The 18,524-nt window shown below is 47.9% G+C and carries 16 protein-coding genes; 11 read left to right on the plus strand and 5 right to left on the minus strand.

Annotated elements, in window-relative coordinates:
• Window positions 1-10 precede the first annotated feature (10 nt).
• The 3 genes from ACR1R9_RS30410 (at window position 11) to ACR1R9_RS30420 (ending at window position 3,110) form a co-directional block, all read left to right on the plus strand.
• Window positions 11-736, plus strand: a complete 726-nt coding sequence (locus ACR1R9_RS30410; RefSeq protein ID WP_076287637.1) for a polymer-forming cytoskeletal protein — start codon at window positions 11-13, stop codon at window positions 734-736.
• 15 nt (window positions 737-751) lie between these two features.
• A complete protein-coding gene (locus ACR1R9_RS30415) occupies window positions 752-1,477 on the plus strand; it encodes a hypothetical protein (RefSeq protein ID WP_433956408.1) in 726 nt (241 codons plus the stop codon).
• 73 nt (window positions 1,478-1,550) lie between these two features.
• Window positions 1,551-3,110 (plus strand): MDR family MFS transporter, encoded by a 1,560-nt coding sequence (locus ACR1R9_RS30420; RefSeq protein WP_076287639.1) that lies wholly within the window; start codon window positions 1,551-1,553, stop codon window positions 3,108-3,110.
• A gap of 163 nt (window positions 3,111-3,273) precedes the next feature.
• Here ACR1R9_RS30420 and ACR1R9_RS30425 read toward each other — a convergent pair whose 3' ends face one another.
• Window positions 3,274-4,707, minus strand: a complete 1,434-nt coding sequence (locus ACR1R9_RS30425; protein ID WP_433921996.1) for a VanW family protein — start codon at window positions 4,705-4,707, stop codon at window positions 3,274-3,276.
• Between the two features lie 252 nt (window positions 4,708-4,959).
• On the opposite strand from ACR1R9_RS30425, the gene ftsE reads away from it, so the two are divergent.
• From ftsE to ACR1R9_RS30450, 5 genes are all read left to right on the plus strand, one after another.
• Complete coding sequence (gene ftsE / locus ACR1R9_RS30430; protein ID WP_024631580.1) at window positions 4,960-5,646, plus strand: cell division ATP-binding protein FtsE; 687 nt, start codon at window positions 4,960-4,962, stop codon at window positions 5,644-5,646.
• The gene (gene ftsX / locus ACR1R9_RS30435) at window positions 5,636-6,553 is read left to right on the plus strand and encodes a permease-like cell division protein FtsX (protein WP_063567509.1); all 918 of its coding nucleotides are present in this window, start codon (window positions 5,636-5,638) and stop codon (window positions 6,551-6,553) included. Before ftsE ends, ftsX begins: the two co-directional genes overlap by 11 nt.
• Window positions 6,554-6,706: 153 nt before the next feature.
• Window positions 6,707-7,993, plus strand: a complete 1,287-nt coding sequence (locus ACR1R9_RS30440) for a murein hydrolase activator EnvC family protein (protein WP_175380736.1) — start codon at window positions 6,707-6,709, stop codon at window positions 7,991-7,993.
• A 134-nt stretch (window positions 7,994-8,127) separates the two neighbouring features.
• Window positions 8,128-9,597: a S41 family peptidase gene (locus ACR1R9_RS30445; protein ID WP_076287642.1), complete on the plus strand. Its 1,470-nt coding sequence runs from the start codon at window positions 8,128-8,130 to the stop codon at window positions 9,595-9,597.
• A gap of 64 nt (window positions 9,598-9,661) precedes the next feature.
• Window positions 9,662-10,987, plus strand: a complete 1,326-nt coding sequence (locus ACR1R9_RS30450) for a PDZ domain-containing protein (RefSeq protein WP_433921995.1) — start codon at window positions 9,662-9,664, stop codon at window positions 10,985-10,987.
• Between the two features lie 52 nt (window positions 10,988-11,039).
• Here the strand turns inward: ACR1R9_RS30450 and ACR1R9_RS30455 are convergent, their stop codons facing one another.
• A complete protein-coding gene (locus ACR1R9_RS30455; protein ID WP_099859224.1) occupies window positions 11,040-11,729 on the minus strand; it encodes a response regulator in 690 nt (229 codons plus the stop codon).
• A 29-nt stretch (window positions 11,730-11,758) separates the two neighbouring features.
• Window positions 11,759-13,033: a sensor histidine kinase gene (locus tag ACR1R9_RS30460; protein ID WP_433921994.1), complete on the minus strand. Its 1,275-nt coding sequence runs from the start codon at window positions 13,031-13,033 to the stop codon at window positions 11,759-11,761.
• A gap of 209 nt (window positions 13,034-13,242) precedes the next feature.
• Here ACR1R9_RS30460 and ACR1R9_RS30465 point away from each other — a divergent pair, with 209 nt between their 5' ends.
• Genes ACR1R9_RS30465 through ACR1R9_RS30475 form a run of 3 tightly spaced genes read left to right on the plus strand, consistent with a single transcriptional unit; the run spans window position 13,243 to window position 16,550 of the window.
• Window positions 13,243-14,178: an ABC transporter ATP-binding protein gene (locus ACR1R9_RS30465; RefSeq protein WP_433921993.1), complete on the plus strand. Its 936-nt coding sequence runs from the start codon at window positions 13,243-13,245 to the stop codon at window positions 14,176-14,178.
• 10 nt (window positions 14,179-14,188) lie between these two features.
• A complete protein-coding gene (locus ACR1R9_RS30470; protein WP_433921992.1) occupies window positions 14,189-15,379 on the plus strand; it encodes an ABC transporter permease in 1,191 nt (396 codons plus the stop codon).
• Window positions 15,372-16,550 carry an ABC transporter permease gene (locus ACR1R9_RS30475; RefSeq protein ID WP_076287648.1) on the plus strand — a complete coding sequence of 393 codons (1,179 nt, stop codon included), beginning with the start codon at window positions 15,372-15,374 and terminating at the stop codon, window positions 16,548-16,550. The genes ACR1R9_RS30470 and ACR1R9_RS30475 overlap by 8 nt, the downstream gene beginning before the upstream one ends.
• Before the next feature lie 190 nt (window positions 16,551-16,740).
• Here the strand turns inward: ACR1R9_RS30475 and ACR1R9_RS30480 are convergent, their stop codons facing one another.
• Together ACR1R9_RS30480 and ACR1R9_RS30485 are read right to left on the minus strand one after the other, a co-directional pair.
• Window positions 16,741-17,583, minus strand: coding sequence for a flagellar motor protein MotB (locus ACR1R9_RS30480; protein WP_099859229.1), 843 nt, complete (start codon window positions 17,581-17,583; stop codon window positions 16,741-16,743).
• The gene (locus tag ACR1R9_RS30485) at window positions 17,567-18,364 is read right to left on the minus strand and encodes a flagellar motor protein (protein WP_072733566.1); all 798 of its coding nucleotides are present in this window, start codon (window positions 18,362-18,364) and stop codon (window positions 17,567-17,569) included. Before ACR1R9_RS30485 ends, ACR1R9_RS30480 begins: the two co-directional genes overlap by 17 nt.
• Window positions 18,365-18,524 lie beyond the last annotated feature (160 nt).

Genomic DNA, 18,524 nt, shown 5'->3' on the forward strand with positions numbered 1-18,524 from the left:
AGGATCATATATGGAGGAACGTAATTTGCGCAATGATCTGAACGTAGCGGGCATGAGCCAAACGGCAGGCGGGAATTTTCACCGGGTATCTATCGATGGCATGGCTAAAGTAAATGGTAACCTGGACTGTACCTCCATGAATGTGAATGGAACATTGAAGATGCACGGTGCTTTGAGCTCTGAGAGTGCAACGATCAACGGCATGTGCACGCTGAACGGCCCCTTGATCAGTTCTCGTGTTCGTGTGGATGGCTTAACAACCATTAACGGAGACCTCCGAAGTCCTGAGCTCGAAGTCAACGGGAAGTGTACTGTTCGTGGACGGGTTGATGGGGAACGGATTGATATTGGTGGCGTGATCGATATTGAAGGCGACGTACAATGTGAGTCTTTGAACGTACAGGGCAATATTAAGATTAGTGGCTTTCTGAATGCGGGAACGGTAGAGATCAGGCTGCATACATCTTCTTCGGCGAGAGAGATTGGCGGGGAACGCATTGATATTCGGCGTAAGGAACAGACTGGTTTTTGGAAAAGTATTGGCCTGGGCGGTACCCCATCCTTCAAGACATCCTTGATTGAGGGGGATGAAATTGTGCTGGAAGATACCGAGGCTGATATTGTTCGTGGCAGCAAAGTTCATATCGGTCGTGGCTGTAACATCAGGTTGGTCGAATATTCGGGTGAACTAGAGGTTGATCCAGACGCCAAGGTGGGCAGCAGTCAGCGGATTTAAATTTTAATTTAAGTTTTGACCTGGAGAGAAAGGGATGTGATCGATTTGAATAACCATTTTGCTGGTTCATCGGATAAAAAACATGACATTAGCATCATCGGCGACGGCAGTTCTTCTGGCGGTGTGTACGGCAAGGTCAAGGTAGTGGGGGATTCGTCATTCAATGATAATCTGTTCTGTGATCAATTCAAATGCACCGGCACATCAGTCGTATACGGATCTCTGAAATCAACGGATATCAAAATTACGGGGACTCTTACCCTGAAAGAGCGGTCTGTTGTTGGTTCCGATGAACAGGAAGGCAATCATGCTTCTAACCTGTATGCAAAAGCTGAACATATGAAAGTAGTAGGGGAGCTTCACGTATCAGGTGATTGTCAGGTGGAGAATATGAAGTTGAATGGCCGTTTTACGATAACGGGTACGCTCAGTGCCGAAAGTATGACACTTAAAATTATGGGTCCATCCGAGGTCAAGGAAATGGGCGGTTCCATCATTTCAGTGAAGAATTCGCGGGGAAAACTGCTGGAAGGTTTGTTCACTGGTAACAAGTCTATTCTCAAGGCCGATCTGATCGAAGGCGACGAAATTGAACTTGAGAACACGGAGGCCGAGGTTGTGCGAGGAGATAAAATAAAAATTGGCGCAGGCTGCCGGATTGGTACAGTGGAATACCGCTCTTCTCTGCAAATTCATCCGCAATCGGAAGTTTTGGTGCAAAGCAATCGGTCCTTGGACTGATTATCCGCCGTAACTTTTCGGATATACTAATTCAGTCATATGAATCGGATGTGAATGGGAGAGATTGAGTAGAATGGCTACACGTAAAAATAATATTGGATTGGTGCTGGCAGGGTTACTGCTAAGCATACTGATGGCTTCGATGGACAATACCATCGTGGCAACAGCGATGGGCGACATTGTCGGGAAGCTGGGTGGGCTCGACAAGTTCGTCTGGGTGACCTCCGCTTACATGGTGGCCGAGATGGCGGGTATGCCAATCTTCGGTAAGTTATCCGACATGTATGGACGGAAGAAGTTTTTTGTTTTCGGAATACTGGTATTTATGCTCGGATCTGCATTATGTGGAACGGCAACATCAATCGTTGAGCTGACGATGTACAGAGCTATTCAAGGTATTGGTGCAGGTGCATTGGTGCCGATTGCCTTTACAATCATGTTTGATGTGGTCGCACCGGAATCACGGGGTAAATTGGGCGGTCTGTTCGGAGCCGTGTTTGGATTATCTAGTGTATTTGGTCCACTGCTGGGTGCTTACATTACGCAGTATGCGACATGGGAATGGGTATTTTATATCAACCTGCCGCTTGGTCTGATCGCGTTTGTGTTTATTGCATTTTTCTACAAAGAATCCCATCAGCATCAATCCCAACAGATTGACTGGCTGGGTGCAATCACACTGATTGGTGCGGTAGTCTGTCTCATCTTCGGGCTTGAACTGGGCGGCAAAACGTATGCTTGGGGCTCGTGGCAGATCCTCGGTTTGTTTGCCGGATTCGTGGTGCTAGCATTGCTCTTCCTGTTTGCAGAAACGAGAGCCAAGGAACCCATTATCTCCTTCGGCATGTTCCGCAACCGGGTGTACTGGTCCAGTAACGTTATTGGCATGTTCAGTGGTGCGGCGTTTATTACCGCATCCGTGTATATTCCAATCTTCATCCAGGGGGTACTCGGTGGCAAAGCGACCAATTCTGGTCTCGTATTATTGCCCATGATGCTGGGGTCCGTTGTGACGGCTTCCATGGGTGGGGTACTGATGACCAAAATCAAATATCGCAACATTATGATTCCTACGCTGGCGTTGCTGGTGGTTGGTCTTGGATTGCTGACAACGCTGGATGAAACTTCGTCTCTATGGACGATACGTATATTCATGGTGATGATTGGACTCGGTGTCGGGGCGTCATTCTCGGTACTCAGCAATGCAGCCATGAACGCGTTTGAACCGCAGAGACGCGGAGCAGCAAGCTCCACACTTAACTTCCTGCGTTCGCTTGGGATGACGATGGGCATTACGATTTTTGGTATCGTGCAGAGCCAGGTATTTACGCGCAAAATGAATGATGCCCTCGCCGGATCAGCGGCAGAAGCGGGTGGCGCTGGTGCGCCTGCAGGCGGTATGCCTCAGGGAGTGGATCTGAGCGATCCACATGCGCTGCTGTCGCCAGAGCTGAGAAAGGCGATTCCGCCTCAGGTGCTGGACACCATTACGCATGCGTTGTCTTCATCCATCGTGCAGCTCTTTGCCTGGGCTGCGATCCCGGCCGCACTCGCGTTGATTGCTGCTTTCTTTATGGGTAATGAGAAGATGGTTATCGGCGAGGAGCAGAAAGAGTACACAGGCGGACATTAAAGGTATCAGTCTAATCAAACCTAATATGTATCTATAAAATAAACCAAAGACACATCTCTCAAGGGACCCAGAATGGGGAACAGGAGATGTGTCTTTTTCTATTTGTTATTACGTTTGCTGAGTTGAGCCTATCCTATCCATGTGCACGCATGTGAAAGTAAGATTAAGGCTGTTTCGTGTCGCTGATGCCATCCTCTACGACAGAAGGCTCCTTGGGATCAGGCAGGTTAGTATGACCAGAGCGGGCAATCAGGCGATTCTGGGCTTTGTATGTGTCACGTGTAATGGTCTTGGATTCGACGATTTTACCATCCACCTTTTTGGTGCGCATCGTCTCTACAATATATCCAGGTTGACCGTTCTGGAGCACCTGCTGAGCACCGTCAGGCAGTACGTTGCTCGATACATATTTCACGGGAGCACTTAATGTCTCAATTGTACGGGATTCCAGTGCATAACTGACGTTCTCCGGGAAGGTGCCGAAAAATTTGACCGTTAAGCTTCCACCTTCCACTTTGGCATGAATGAGCAGGGACTTGCCAGTATTGTTTTTGAACCGAAAATTGATGGAACCTGAGGCAAACGTGGCATCCAGTCCCTTCGGCAAATATTTGACGGGCAAGGAGTGGTTGCGGCGTTCTACGATGTCCAGTCCGGTCAACAGGGCTGCATTGTAAACCGTACTCGATACCTGGCAGATACCGCCCCCAATACCGGGGGTCAGTTGCCCATTCACGATGACCGGGGCTTCCCGGAAACCATAGTCTTCCTCGGCCTTCTTAATGACCTTCTCATAATCAAAAGTACCATTTGGCGGCAAAATCATGCCGTTAACGGCTTGCGCTGCTGCGCTGACGTTATGTATCCGGCCTGCACTGCTGTTTCCAAGGCCAGTGGAGAACTGAATGATCTTTCGGTCAATTCCCTCTTGGCGCAGCGAATCGAGAGTCACTTCGGGTTGCAGCGTATACAACGGCAGCTGAATCAATAGCGGGTTTGGCTTTGCATCATGGTCCAGTGGAGTGAAATCCCGGTGCAGTTTAGCCTGCATCAGGCTCGCGAGTTCATCCCAGGCGATCCGGCGGACGCCTTTTTCCGGGATGTACTGGACCTTGTCACTTGCGGTAATGCGGCGAACAGCGTTCGCGGGTGTACCGAAGGTTTCCTTTTCCCAGGCAGGATTAAGTTGCTCTCTCAGTGATTTTGAATTATACGTCAGCTTGAGGGACCACTCCTTAATGAAGTGATATCGGGCATAAGCGCGCTCCCACAGATTGCCTTCATCCAATTGCTGGACAGCTGTCCGGAAGTCGTCAGCACTGTAGCTGGCGCCTGTCTGGGCGGCGGTGAACATCAATGTTTTTGGTGTAGGATCGTCAATTTCAAGGGTGATCGGCCATGCTTCCATTTGTTTTAATCGTTCATCCAGTGCCGGTAGAACTTCCTTGCGATTCACGCCCTCAACCGACCACTCCCCAACACGTACACCTTCTGGTAGCGCGGGTTGGTTCACGTACATATACAGCAATCCATAGGACGCGGAACCGATTAAAAGGATGGAGAACAGTGCAATGACCATCAAATGTATTTTTTTCATATCCGAACGCTCCTTTGTACTTCTGTTGTTCCGCATTTCGTAACACTTTCCATATATATGATCCAATGATGGAAAACTTTCGGGTACTCAATAGGTAACAAATTTGTTACAATAAAATTCATATGAATCCATGCTTCACCATCGAAAAAGGGGTGAAATGGATTTTCCCTGATGAAATTCAGGTCTTTTTAAAGGAAATGCCGGGATTGTGTCGAAATGATAATGGCTAACTATGCAACGGGAAGTGATGATGTGATAGAAATGCAGGACGTGTGGAAGACCTACGCCAATGGTACCCACGCATTACAAGGGGTGTCGGTGAAGATCGACCGCAATGAATTTGTCTATATCGTCGGTCCGTCCGGCGCAGGCAAATCGACATTTATGAAATTGATGTACAGGGAAGAAGTTCCGACCAAAGGACAAATATCCATTAACGGATTTAATATCGGAAAGTTAAAGCCACGCAAAATTCCTTACGTACGCCGAAATATCGGCGTTGTGTTCCAGGATTTCAGGTTGCTGCCACGCATGACGGCATTTGAGAATGTGGCATTTGCCATGGAAGTTATTGAAGCACCGAAGCGTCACATTAAGAAACGAGTGATGGAAGTGCTTGATCTGGTTGGATTGCGCAGCAAGGCCAATCGTGAACCTTCACAGTTGTCGGGTGGGGAACAGCAGCGTATTGCCATCGCACGTGCCATCGTGAACAATCCGTCTGTTATTATTGCGGACGAGCCTACGGGTAACCTTGATCCGGAGACGTCATGGGGCATTATGCAGCTGCTGGATGAGATTAATTTCCGCGGAACCACTATTGTTATGGCGACCCACAACAAGGATATCGTTAATACGATGCGTAAACGGGTTATTGCGATTGAACGGGGACAGATTGTACGGGATCAGATGAGAGGGGAATACGGTTATGAATTTTAGTACTCTCTTGCGCCATTTACGGGAGGGATTCAAAAACGTATTCCGCAACGGCTGGATGTCCGTGGCCTCCATCATGTCCATTATCGTGTCATTGCTCATTCTGGGCGTGTTCATGCTGCTGGTGCTTAATGTGAATTCCATGGCCAACCAGGTGGACAGTCAGGTCGAGATCAGTACGTTTCTTGAGCTGAACGTGGATGAGAACCTGCGTAACACGCTGGAGCAGGAAATCAGTGCGATGCCTGAAGTCAGTGAAATTCGTTTTGTTTCCAAAGAAGAGGGACTCAAGGAGTTCCGTGAACGTCTCGGAGAAAGTGCAGACAATGTGCTGAGCGGTTTCGATGTGGATAACAATCCACTGCCGGAGACCATTGAAGTAGAGGTCATTGAACCGGAAACCGTCACTTTTGTGGCGCAAAAAATCGAAGCATTGAACGATAAACACCCGGAGAAGCCGATCATGAAAGTGAACTACGGCAAGGAAACGGTGGAAGTATTGTTCAAATTTACGAAGCTTGTCCGGAATATCGGGTTTATTTTTGTTGGGGGACTGGGGTTAATGTCCATGTTCCTGATCTCGAATACGATTCGCGTAACGATTCTGGCCCGGCGCCGGGAGATCGGTATTATGAAACTGGTTGGTGCAACCAACACGTTCATTCGTTGGCCTTTCTTTGTCGAAGGGGCATTGATTGGATTGATCGGTTCGGCGATTACGGTAGCAGTACTGTTCTTCGGTTACAGCCGCCTGATGGCCACGATTGGTCAGGATGTATTTATGCAGATGCTTAATTTGATTCCACTCGGTGATATTTGGTTGCTGTTTGGAACACTGTTGATCGGACTCGGTGTGCTGGTTGGTATTTTGGGAAGCACATTGTCCATCCGCAAATCTCTTAACGTTTAATCGAAAAAGAATGGCAAAGCAGGTTCACAACTGAACACTGTTTGACGATATGTAGTAAAGACGGAGTCTTTAGTGTAAAGAAAGCAAAGAACATGCTGTTCACCACCTGTGCAGGTTGCTTTCTTGTGAATTCATAGGATGGGGGATCACATTTTGAAAAAAACAGCTTCGCTGCTGGCTCTAACGTTATTGGCCAGTTTGACGCTTCAACCTTCTGACGGATATGCCAAGAGTAGCATTAGCGACATTGATCAGCAGATTCAGCAACTGGAGAACAAAGCGGCTTCGGCCAAAAAGGAGCAGCAAAAAGCTGCCAGCAATAAAAAGGAAGCCCAGCATTACAAGAACAAGACCAATGCTTATTTGAAAGTCGTCATGGAGCAGATCAATGTGGTTAGTGATGAGCTGGCAAACGTATCCTTGCAGATTGAGAATACGGAAGAAGATCTTCGGACAACGAAAAAAGATCTGCAAGCCGCAGAAGAACGTATCGTTGCAAGAGAGAAATTACTTGAATCGCGTGTACGGCTGATGTATACAGACGGTGCCGTTTCTTATCTCGATGTGTTGTTAACTTCCACAAGCTTCTCTGATTTCTTGACTCGTGCCGATTCACTGAAAACGATTGTGGATCAGGACCAGCATTTGCTGGATGAACACAAAAAAGACAAGCAGCTCGTCGTGGACAAAAAAGCAGAACTAGATGTGCAATATGCAGAAGCCAAGAGTCTGTATGCGCAGAAGAAACAGCGTAAGTCCCAATTGAATGAGAAGGAACAGGAGAAGCAAGTGCTTCTCGCTTCTTATGATGCTAAGATTGAAGAGTCGGAAGAGCTGACGCAAGAACAGGAAGACGTATTGATGCAGATTGCCAGCAAACGTTCGGCCCTTCTGCAAGAGAAAAATAAATTGCGTGAGCAGCAAGCGGCGGCGGCAGCCAAAGCAAAAGCAGCAGCAGCTGCACGTGCCGCGGCAGCTGCGAAGGCGGCGACCAAGGTTAGCTCCAACAGCAGCAGCAGCAGTAGCACGTCATACTCCAGTGGTAACGGCATCTTTGGTATGCCAGTATCAGGTGCGCGTGTATCTTCCGGTTTTGGACCTCGTATTCACCCGATCACGGGTGAAGTAGGTAAAATGCATGCAGGTGTAGACTTTGCTGTTGCTCAAGGAACGTCCGTTCATGCCGCTTCAGGCGGGATCGTCATCATGGCTGAATGGTATAGTGGATATGGTTACACCGTCATTGTTGACCACGGCGGCGGATTATGGACGCTATACGGTCATTTACGTGAAGGCGGATTTAAGGTTAGCAAGGGTGACACGGTAAGCCGTGGCGATATAATTGCTGAATCAGGCAGTACAGGCAACTCCACTGGACCGCATTTGCATTTTGAAGTACGTGATAATGGAACAGCAGTGAATCCATTTAACTATTTGTAGTTTTTAGCCAACAGTTGGAATGGAACAAACATATTCCGTACAAGCTAGGCATATACTAAGCTGGCATGTTCAGGGAATGTTTCACGGAGCAATTGAATTTGACACGCTTCAATACTAAAGGCGGTGACAAACGGATGATGAAGAAAAGATCGGCCCTGCTGCTTGTCATTGTAGCCCTTCTCGGAGGCAGCCTGCTTACGCTGGTGCTGATGAGTTCACCTGGTCTGGCACAAACGACACCTGGTGAAGGATTGCTCGCCAGCGTTACAGGCAGTTCGCAGCAGAAGAACGATTTGAAGAAGATTGAAACCGCGATGGATTTGATCTCAAGCAACTACTATAAAGATGTGGATCGAACCAAACTGATTGATGGTGCGATCAACGGCATGATGGAATCCCTTGGTGATCCGTACTCCAACTATATGGGGCAGGAAACAGCAGCCCAGTTCGAGGAGTCGATTGAAGGTTCATTTACCGGAATCGGCGCAGAGGTATCCTCACAGGATGGAAATGTGGTAGTGGTATCACCGATCAAAGGATCACCTGCCGAGAAAGCGGGTATTCGCGCGAAAGACATGATCATGTCCGTGAACGGTGAATCCCTTCAAGGGTTGGAACTGAACAAAGCCGTTAACAAAATCAGAGGTCCAAAAGGCAGTGAAGCGAAGGTACAGGTTAAACGTGCTGGATCTTCCGAGCTGATTGAATTTGTCATTGTGCGTGATGACATTGATCTGGAGACGGTGTACGCCCACATGGAGGATAACGGTGTTGGTGTGATTACAATCACCCAATTCTCGCTGAACACAGGAGATCGCTTTAAGGAAGAACTGGCGAAGCTGGAGAAGCAGAACATGAAGGGCTTGATCATTGATGTTCGTAATGACCCGGGTGGTGTTTTACAGGTCGTTATTGATATTGCAGAGCAATTTGTTCCGAAAGGCAAAGTTATTGTTCAAGTCGAAGACAAGAACGGTAAGAAGGAACAAAGCAAATCGAACGGATCAGGTAAATCGTACCCAATTACGGTATTGATGAACAAAGGAAGCGCGAGTGCATCGGAAATTTTGGCTGGTGCATTGCAACAGTCGGCAGGCGCAACGCTGGTTGGGGAAAACTCCTTTGGTAAAGGAACCGTACAGACGAGTTATGACAAGCAAATGGGTGATGGCAGCCTGCTGAAAATCACCATCGCGAAATGGCTGACTCCGAACGGAGACTGGATTCATGAAAAAGGGATCAAACCCGATATCGCTGTGAACCAGCCAGATTACTTCTCGGTGGCACCAATCAACAAAGAAAAATTACCTTTGAAATACGACAGCAATAGCACGGATGTGAAAAGTGCGCAGACGATGCTGAGAGGACTTGACTTTAAGCCGGATCGTGTGGACGGATACTATGACCAGAAGACAGAAGAAGCGGTCAAAGCATTCCAGAAACAAAAAGGCATTCAGGCAACTGGCCAGATTGATGAGAAAACCGCGGAATCACTGGAAGCGGCTCTGATTGAACGCATTGCCAATCCTCAATATGATGCACAGCTGAAGCGCGCGATCGAAAATGTCTCAAAGGATATTTCGTCCGCAGTGTCGAAGCCATAAAGAAGGCTGATTTTCAGCCTTCTTTTTTTCTGAACCGGCTGAAGGAGAGGGGTGACCGTCCACAATGGAATGGGCTTGGCCATGGTTGACCACATTAGGAGAAGCATTGTTGCAGTTGTTTATTCAGCCGTTTTATTATATTGCGGTAATCTTGATTGCTCTCGTTTATCATCGTCAACTCTTACAGGAACGTAAATTGTTCCACGTTCGTTTGCAAAGCTCGATCACACAGACCATTCGTGCAGTACTTGGAGGTATTGTGATCGGTGTAATGGTCTCCGTTATATCGCTGTTTCTCGGGGCACATCTTACACTGAGCAGCCTGATCTGTATATGGGCAGCTACGTTATTCCTGGCATTATTCCGTATCCGATACTTATGTTTTGCTTATGCTGCAGGTTTGCTTGGTGTGTTGCAGTTTGGTTTAAATATGGCTTCGGGCTGGCAGCCGGCAGGATGGATGGGAAGTGTCACTGAAGCATTACGTGCACTGGATATGCCCGCACTGCTTGTGCTCGCAGCTGTATTACATATCGGTGAAGCACTGATGGTACGTATGCAAGGGGTATCGATGGCATCTCCTCTGCTCTTCGAAGGTAAACGAGGCAAGCTCGTTGGAGGATACCAGTTGCAACATTTCTGGCCGATTCCGCTACTGATTATGGTTCCAGTTACGGGCGGGGCGGAATTGCCATGGACTGCCCTGATCAGCGGAGGGAATGGCTACATGCTGGTTGCGCTGCCGATTATGCTGGGATTTGGAGAAGTTACGCAAAGTATGCTCCCCGGGAAAAAAGTCCAGATTTCCGCAAAACGATTGCTGTTATATGGGACAGGGCTACTTGTGCTCAGCCTCCTGGCTGCGTGGTGGTCTCCACTCATGGTTGTCGCAGCATTGGCTGCTTTCATTGGGCATGAGTTCCTGGTGTGGTACAGCGGCTTTGAGGAGCAAAACCGCAGCCCGCTGTTTGTACACCCTGAGCACGGCTTGAAGGTGCTGGGCGTCATTCCTGATAGTCCTGCGGAAGAACTGGGAATTGAAGCAGGGGAGACCTTGTACAAGGTGAACGGCGTATTGGTGCATTCGCCTGAGCAATTACATCGCGCATTGCGGATGAATCCGGCATTTTGTAAGCTGGAGGTACGTAATCATCAGGGTGAGAGCAAGTTCATGCAACGGGCGATCTATGAAGGTGAGCATCACCAGCTCGGGGTGCTTATGGCTCCGGACAATCATGAAGCCTGGGCGCTCCGCTTGCGTCCGCTAACTCTGTTTCATATCGTAAGTCTCAAATTGTTCGCACGACGTCGGAAAGATCAGCTTGATGTTGAGGCTCCGCTGGCACTGCCGCCCGCCCCGGCGGGGGAGCAAAGATCTGTAGAGATGTAATGAAGAAAGGGTATTTCCCTCGCCTAATTAGGCGAGGGAAATACCCTTTTTGCTACTTTTTTAACATGAAAATGGCGATCTGAGTCCGGTCGCGCAAACTAAGCTTGCCGAGAATATCCGTAACATAGTTTTTGACTGTGCCCTCACTCAAGAATAGCTTTGCGGCAATTTCTTTATTGGACAGCCCTTCTGATATAGCCTCTGCAACAGCCATTTCCATACGGGTTAGTCCGTAAGAGTCAATGGGTTCATGTGTCTGAGGCGCTGCAGCAGGACGGAGTAGACTCGCGAGCTTACGAGCAATATCGGGATGAATCAACATATCCCCGTTATGTACAGTCTTGATGCCCTGAATGATCCGGTCAGGTGGCACATTTTTAAGTAAATAACCGCTGGCTCCGTTTTGCAAAGCCTGGATAATATACTCATCATCGTCAAACGTAGTAAGCATCAGTACACGCACGTCAGGGAAACGTGTTTTAATGATTCGGGTACCTTCAACTCCATCACAATCTGGCATGCGAATATCCATAAGTACAACGTCGGCAATTGTTCCGGACTCCAGCAGTTCCAGAGCTTCCCGGCCGTTTGAAGCTGTACCTGTAACGGTAATGCCGGGATCGAGTCCAAGCAGGACTTTGAGACTTTCACGGATAAAGGAATCATCATCCGCAAGCATCAGCCGAATGGACTCAGGGTGAACAGAATGGCTCGAGTTATTTAATTCATTCAGGTCTGACATGAGCAAATCACTTCCTTTTTCAGATCAGTTCAGATCAGTTCAGCTTTGTTCGCCATAGGCAGGCGTGTAATCACCGTATATGGATAGTCCGACTTGATCTCCAGTTTTCCACCAACCAGCTGTGTGCGTAGACGCATTCCTTCAAGTCCCATGCCGAGTCCTGTAGACTCTGCTTTTAAGCCCGGGTTAGCACGTGATCCTTCACGTCTGCCTTTCGTTTGTTCCTTGGTGGTAAAGGTATGGATCTTCCCATCGTTGCTGATGGACATACAGATTTCTCTTTCTCCAAATTCCAGTTCCACACTAATCGTAGTGGCATTACCATGACGGAGTGCATTGGTCACGGCTTCTTTGGCATTTTTGTACAAGACAATCTGCATACTGGGATAGAGTGCATGTGAATGCCCACGCACTTCGTAACGCGTTTTCACACCTGTTTCCCGGCCAACGTCTTCAAGCAGACGATCTAATGCATAGGCATCGGATATATAAGAGTCAGGCCGCAATTTGTGAAGCGTGGTGCGCATGTCATCCATACTGGAGGCCAATTGATCCCGAATCTGTCTCACCATTTCTGTGCCCTGTTCAGGATGTATAGGGAGGGTCAAGAGGGCTGCCTCAGACATCATTTTAGTACGAATCAGGCGATGACCAATATCATCATGAAGCTGTCGGGATATCCGGGTACGCTCCTCAACCTGTGCCGCTCCTTCAAGCTGCTTCGTGAATTGCAGCAATTGTTCGCGTGCCTCCTGAAGCTCGTAATGTTTACTTCGCAGCTCATCGTACACCTGTTCAAGCTGCCCACGACTGCTCGCGCTTCTAGACCCCTGCCAAGAGAGTGTTGCGGTGATGAGCAGGAGCAAGTTACCTGCAACCCGAGCCATTGTCTCTTGGGTGAAGCTAAAAGGAATGGCCGTGTTGGTGTGAAGTGTAAGCCACGCATGAAGCTCCTGTGGTGGGGCGTAATACCAATGTAGCGCAATATTGCTGGCTATAAGCTGAATGGCGAGCATTAACCATCGCTGGGTCCTATCCAGTCTGTACATGTACACATAAAGCGCAGATAAGGAGAGGAAAAACATAAATGGGCCATATAGAGCGATCAGCCAGCAGCTGAAGAGGATTTCGGCCGCGAGCAGCAAAAGCTGCATACTTGAACGGGAGAAGTCTTTCCACACCGCGAGTCCTAGCGCAATGATAATATACAGAGTATAGCTATCTTCTTGTTCCAGGGGTAGCACCAGAATGTACAGGACCGCAGGAACTATGAGTAAACCGTATTGCAGCAACCGCATCGGCATATGTCAGAGACATCCTTTATTTTAGAAGTGAAGGTATACCTTCCGGTAATGTATGTCGATTATATCATAGGCAGTTTTCCCAACCGAAGATGACTTAAGTCACCTTTGTTTCATGACCTTTCGTACCTTCGCAGAGGATCACAATTCGTTACAATACAGATATGAAAATCCAGTCGCAGGAAGCTGGACGGAAGAGGAGTGTATAATCTATGGCTATGCTTGAAGTGGATCACGTCGTGAAACGATACGGTAGCAAGCTGTCAGTGGATCATTTAAATCTGAGTGTCTGTAAAGGTGAAATTTTTGGATTGCTTGGACCCAATGGAGCTGGGAAAAGTACTACCATTAGCATGATTGCCGGTCTTTTAAATATGGATCAGGGTGAAATTCGGTTGGATGGCATATCAGTCAAGGAGCGGCCGCTTGAAGTAAAACGCAAAATAGGGCTGGTACCACAGGATCTGGCTCTATACGAAACGATGACCGCTGCGGAGAATGTCACTTTTTTTGCCCGACTATATGGACTTCGTGGAAAAATGCTTAAAGAAAGGGTGCAGGAATCCCTCGAATTTGTAGGTTTGCAGGACAAAGCGAAGGATGCCCCGTCCACTTTCTCTGGCGGTATGAAACGCAGGCTGAACATTGCGTGTGCCATTATGCATCGGCCGGATTTAATCATTATGGATGAACCAACAGTGGGCATTGACCCGCAATCACGGAATCATATTTTGGAGTCGGTCCGTACGCTTAATCAGATGGGGTCAACCATTATTTATACAAGTCATTACATGGAGGAAGTTGCTGCAATCAGTCATCGGGTAGCGATTATGGATCAGGGGCACATCATTGCCTGTGGCACCGAAGCAGAGCTGAGAGAACGAGTTGCATCTGAGGAAAAAATAGTGCTCACCACTTCGGGCATTGGTCACGACGTTGTGGAGGAGTTAAAACTTCATCCCCGTGTGCGTGCGGTAGAAGTATCAGACGATACATTGACCATTACGCTGCCTTCTGCACAGCAGGACCTACAGGATATGCTCTTCATTTGCAGCAAACATGAAATCTCCATTCAATCGCTCAAGGTCGAAGAGCCTGATCTGGAAACGCTCTTCCTTAATCTGACCGGACGTACGCTTCGGGACTAGGAGGATTCAGATGAACATATGGCATATCTGCATCTTTGAGTTAAGACGGATTCTGAGAATTCGCTCCGTTCTGCTGAATCTGTTTATTCTGCCGCTGCTGCTCATCTTTATATTGGGTACTGCACTTTCCAGTACAATGGGAACGGCAAAAGAAGCCATTCCTGACCCGGTGAGAGTAGGGATCATTCAAACTGAAAAAAATTCCGGTTCGGATGCAATCAGTAAGGCACTAAATACATTTGTGACATCCCCGGCGGTAGCCGAGATGATGAAGGTGCAGAACATTTCTACGGAAAAAGAGGCTGTAAGTGCACTGCGACGTGGTGATCTGGATTTTGCTGTAATCGTCCCATCAGATCTGGAAGAGCAGGTCATGAAGGGGGGAGAGGCAAGGTTGCAATGGATACTGGGGAAAGATGGCACGCTCAATGTTGTAGGTGAGACTTTGTTTACGCGGTTCACGGATGAACTGAACAGAAAGGTCGCTGCGGCGAAAGTGTTAGGTCCTGACGCAGTAGCTGCAATGGCTGAGCATTCACAAACTAATAGAACGAGCTCTTCATATATAGCCGTCAGCAGTCCCGGAGAAGTTGGTACCTCTTATAGTGCTTCACAATATTATGCAGCTTCCATGCTCGCCATGTTCATGCTTTACTCAGGTATGACAACCAGCAACAGTCTGTTTGGTGAAAGAGATAAAAAAACGCTAACTCGCTTACAAGCAGCTCCAATCGGCAATGGGGTCATTTTTGCAGGGAAAATTGCAGGCAATAGCCTAATTGCTTTCTTGCAGGCCATCATCATCGTACTGGCGACACATTGGTTATATGGTGTGAACTGGGGCACACATCCCTGGCTAATTGTTCTAATCTGTGTGCTGATTACGCTGGCTTCCATGACTCTCGGCGTGATTGTTGCCCTGCTTTTCAAGAATTCCGCATCCGCAAGCGCCGCTCTTCAAGGCATCATTATTGCCATGACATTTATTAGCGGTGGATTTACACCCATTGCCGTTGGTTTTGTACAGCGAATAAGCGAATTTACGGTAAACCACTGGGCTTTGCAAAGTTTTCTGCGGATGATGCTGAACGCTCCCTTAAGTGAGATTATGTACAGCATCATGATGCTTGGTTCGGTATGTGCGGTAATGGTGGCGGCAGCGGGACTGATCTATAGAAAGGCGGGATATCGCTATGAATAGCCTGAATATTGCCTGGCTGATGATCCGGCGCACGATATTGCGCAAACGTGGTTTCATCACATTCTTTCTTCTTCCTTGCCTTGTCGTCACAGGAACAATTGCGCTGTTTGGGAGCGAGGAGGGAACGCGTGCAGTCATTCCTTATGTAAACGAGGATCAGGGTGCAGCAGGCAGATGGATCTTGGATGAGCTTGGCCGCAAAGAGGAATATTTGCTCAAACCCATGAAAACCGTTGGGGAAGTTAATGAAGCCATCGCGCAGCAAAGGGGGAGTTCAGGACTCGTCATCCCGGCGCATTACACGGACAATTTACTGCAAGACAAACAGCCTGAAATCCAGCTGGTAGAACTTCGTGTCAGTGAAAGCTCTTATACGCTTAGAGCTGCTGTTGAAGGTTTGGCGGCGGGATTGAATCAATCTGCTTCGGCAGTATTGGCAGCAACAGATGCGGCATCGGGTGAGACTCCTGATCCAGCTCTGGCCCAAGCAAAATTTAAAGAGCTGTTAATTGAACTTGGTAAACATCAAATTTCGGGTGAAGCAACTGAGCTGAAGATTTATCCAAAACCGGGTTTGAACAACGTAACCGGATTTACAATTATGTTCATGATGGGTCTGCTGACCAGTACAGTTGCTGTTATTATGGAAGACCGCAGGAAGCGGACGATGGCCAGAGTCTACACGGCGCCGGTCCGCGCTTATGAAATTGCACTGGGCAATTTTTTGGGAAGTTTTGCGATCGGTTTGATCCAAATTGTTTTGGTGCTGGTGATTAGCAGATGGGGGCTACATTATGATGCGGGGCTTCCATTTGGCATCCATCTTCTCATTCTGGCCGCATTTATGCTGGTCTCCATGGGGATTGCGAGTACGGTTGCCGGTTTGATTCGTGAATCCAAAAATGCAACTATGCTGAATTCACTGATTATCACACCGACGTGTATGATTGGTGGCTGTTTCTGGCCGCTGTCGATCATGCCGGATTACATGCAAAAACTTGCTAATTTTGTTCCGCAGAAATGGGCGATTCAAGCGGTGGAAACGATCTCTGCTGGTGGTACGTTGTCGGATATCACAATGCCGCTGCTGATACTGTTTGGCATGGCAGCCATTTTGCTGACGGTGGGTTCTGCGATTCTTCGTCCCAGCCAGCCAGGCGTAGATGCGTAATGTGTTGATCGTTTGTATGATGAAGGTAATCACATCGTGTGCCATTACTGTACAACGAAGAAAATAAGGGATCTGTCGTTTAGCAATAAGAGATAGAAGTATAAACAAAAAGCACGTTCTGCTGAATCGAATTCAGTAAGAACGTGCTTTTTATAATAAAGCAAGGATGCTTCATACGAAATGTTGGAAGTTAAGGCTGGAGTTGACGCAAGACAGTGATTTCCACACGTCTATTTTTTTGCCGTCCTGCGGCGGTAGTATTATCCCCAGTTGGGCGCGTATCCGCGTATCCGGCATATTGAAATCCGTCAGGGTCAAGCTTTTCTTTGTCGAGAAAAAAACGCAATACAGACAGTGCACGTTCCCCGGAAAGCTCCCAATTATCTTTATAGGTAGCGTTTGCTCCGACAGGAACGTTATCCGTATGCCCTTCAATGCTGACAACTGTACTCAAATCGCGGAACAGACTTGCCAATTTGCTCAGTGTGGGTGCAGCATCACTTTTGAGTGCCGCCTTTCCCTGATCAAACAGGAAGCGGTCGCTGAGTGTGATAGAGATGCCTTGCGGCTTGTCCGCAACAAAAATCTGATTTTCCAGTTTATTGTCTTCGATATACTGGGTAATCACATTGAACAGATTTTGCAGTTCCTGCTCCTGTGATCTGAATTGCTCTTCACGCTCCGTAAGTGGCTGATCTTCATCATCTGGCGTACCTGTCTCGGAGCCGGAAGGAGAACCTTCGCCTTCTCCGGGATCTTCACCCTGAATCTGAGAAGGTGGATTTTTGGTAATGGCTTGTCCAGCTGTACCACCAAGGCCTTCCCCTTGATCAAGCAGGGAATTGGATTGGTTGAAAGTATTTTGCAACGATTGAGTAACCACATCGTATTTACCAGAATCCAGATTGCTCATGGCATACATGATCACAAAAAAGATCAGTAGCAGGGTAATGAGATCGGCATAGGTAATCATCCAGCGATCTCGATGATCTCCAGGTTCACGTTTTCCGCGCCGTTTACTGCGCCGACTCATCCAATCCCTCCTTCACTACAGGACGTGTAATTTGGCGGTGAGTAAGTGTAAAGGACTCGAGCCGTTTACGCACAAGCTGAGGGTTTTCCCCGTTCTGGATGGATAGTACGCCTTCTAGCAGCATTTCCATCGTTTGAATTTCGTCTGCTCCACGGGATTTAATTTTAGAAGCAATGGGTAAAAAGATAAGATTGGCACTGGCGACCCCGTAAAGGGTTGCGGTAAAGGCAACAGCAATTGCTGGTCCGAGTCCGGTAGGATCGGTCAGACTGCCAAGTACCTGAATAAGTCCCATCACGGTACCAATGATACCCATCGTTGGAGCATAACCGCCTGCTGATTCAAAAATTTTGGCATAACCTTCATATTTTTGTTCGACGGAATCAATCTCCATCTCCATGATCTGGCGAACAACATCCTGATCTGTGCCATCGACAACCATTTGAATACCATCTTGCAAAAATGGATGCGGATGGTCCATTACTTTTCGTTCCAGTGCAAGTACGCCTGAGCGGCGAGCAATGGAAGACATATCTACAAGTTCTTCAACCCACTGGCTTGAGTCATTGTTGTTACGCCCAAAGGCCATGCGGAGGGCAGCAGGAATCGTACGCAGCCGATGTGCAGGGAAACTGGCAACAACTGCGGCGATCGTTCCACCAAATACAATTAGAGCAGCGGTCTTTTGCATCAGACCGGATAATTGGCCACCTTCCCATAAGAAACCACTAATGACTGCGGCAATCCCGGCAATAATGCCGATAAGTGTCGCAATATCCATAAATTAACCCACTCCTATCTTTAGTTCGCGATTGCATCACTTGCACAGACGAGGTATAATTAAACGGGAACAAATATTCTTATTACTATAAGTTTTCCCATATGAAAATTCGGGGAACTTCGACAATATATAGTGACTATTATTTTAGACGATAGGGTGA

It is taken from the genome of Paenibacillus taichungensis (genome assembly GCF_050994985.1).
In the GTDB taxonomy this organism is placed as follows: Bacteria; Bacillota; Bacilli; order Paenibacillales; family Paenibacillaceae; genus Paenibacillus; species Paenibacillus taichungensis.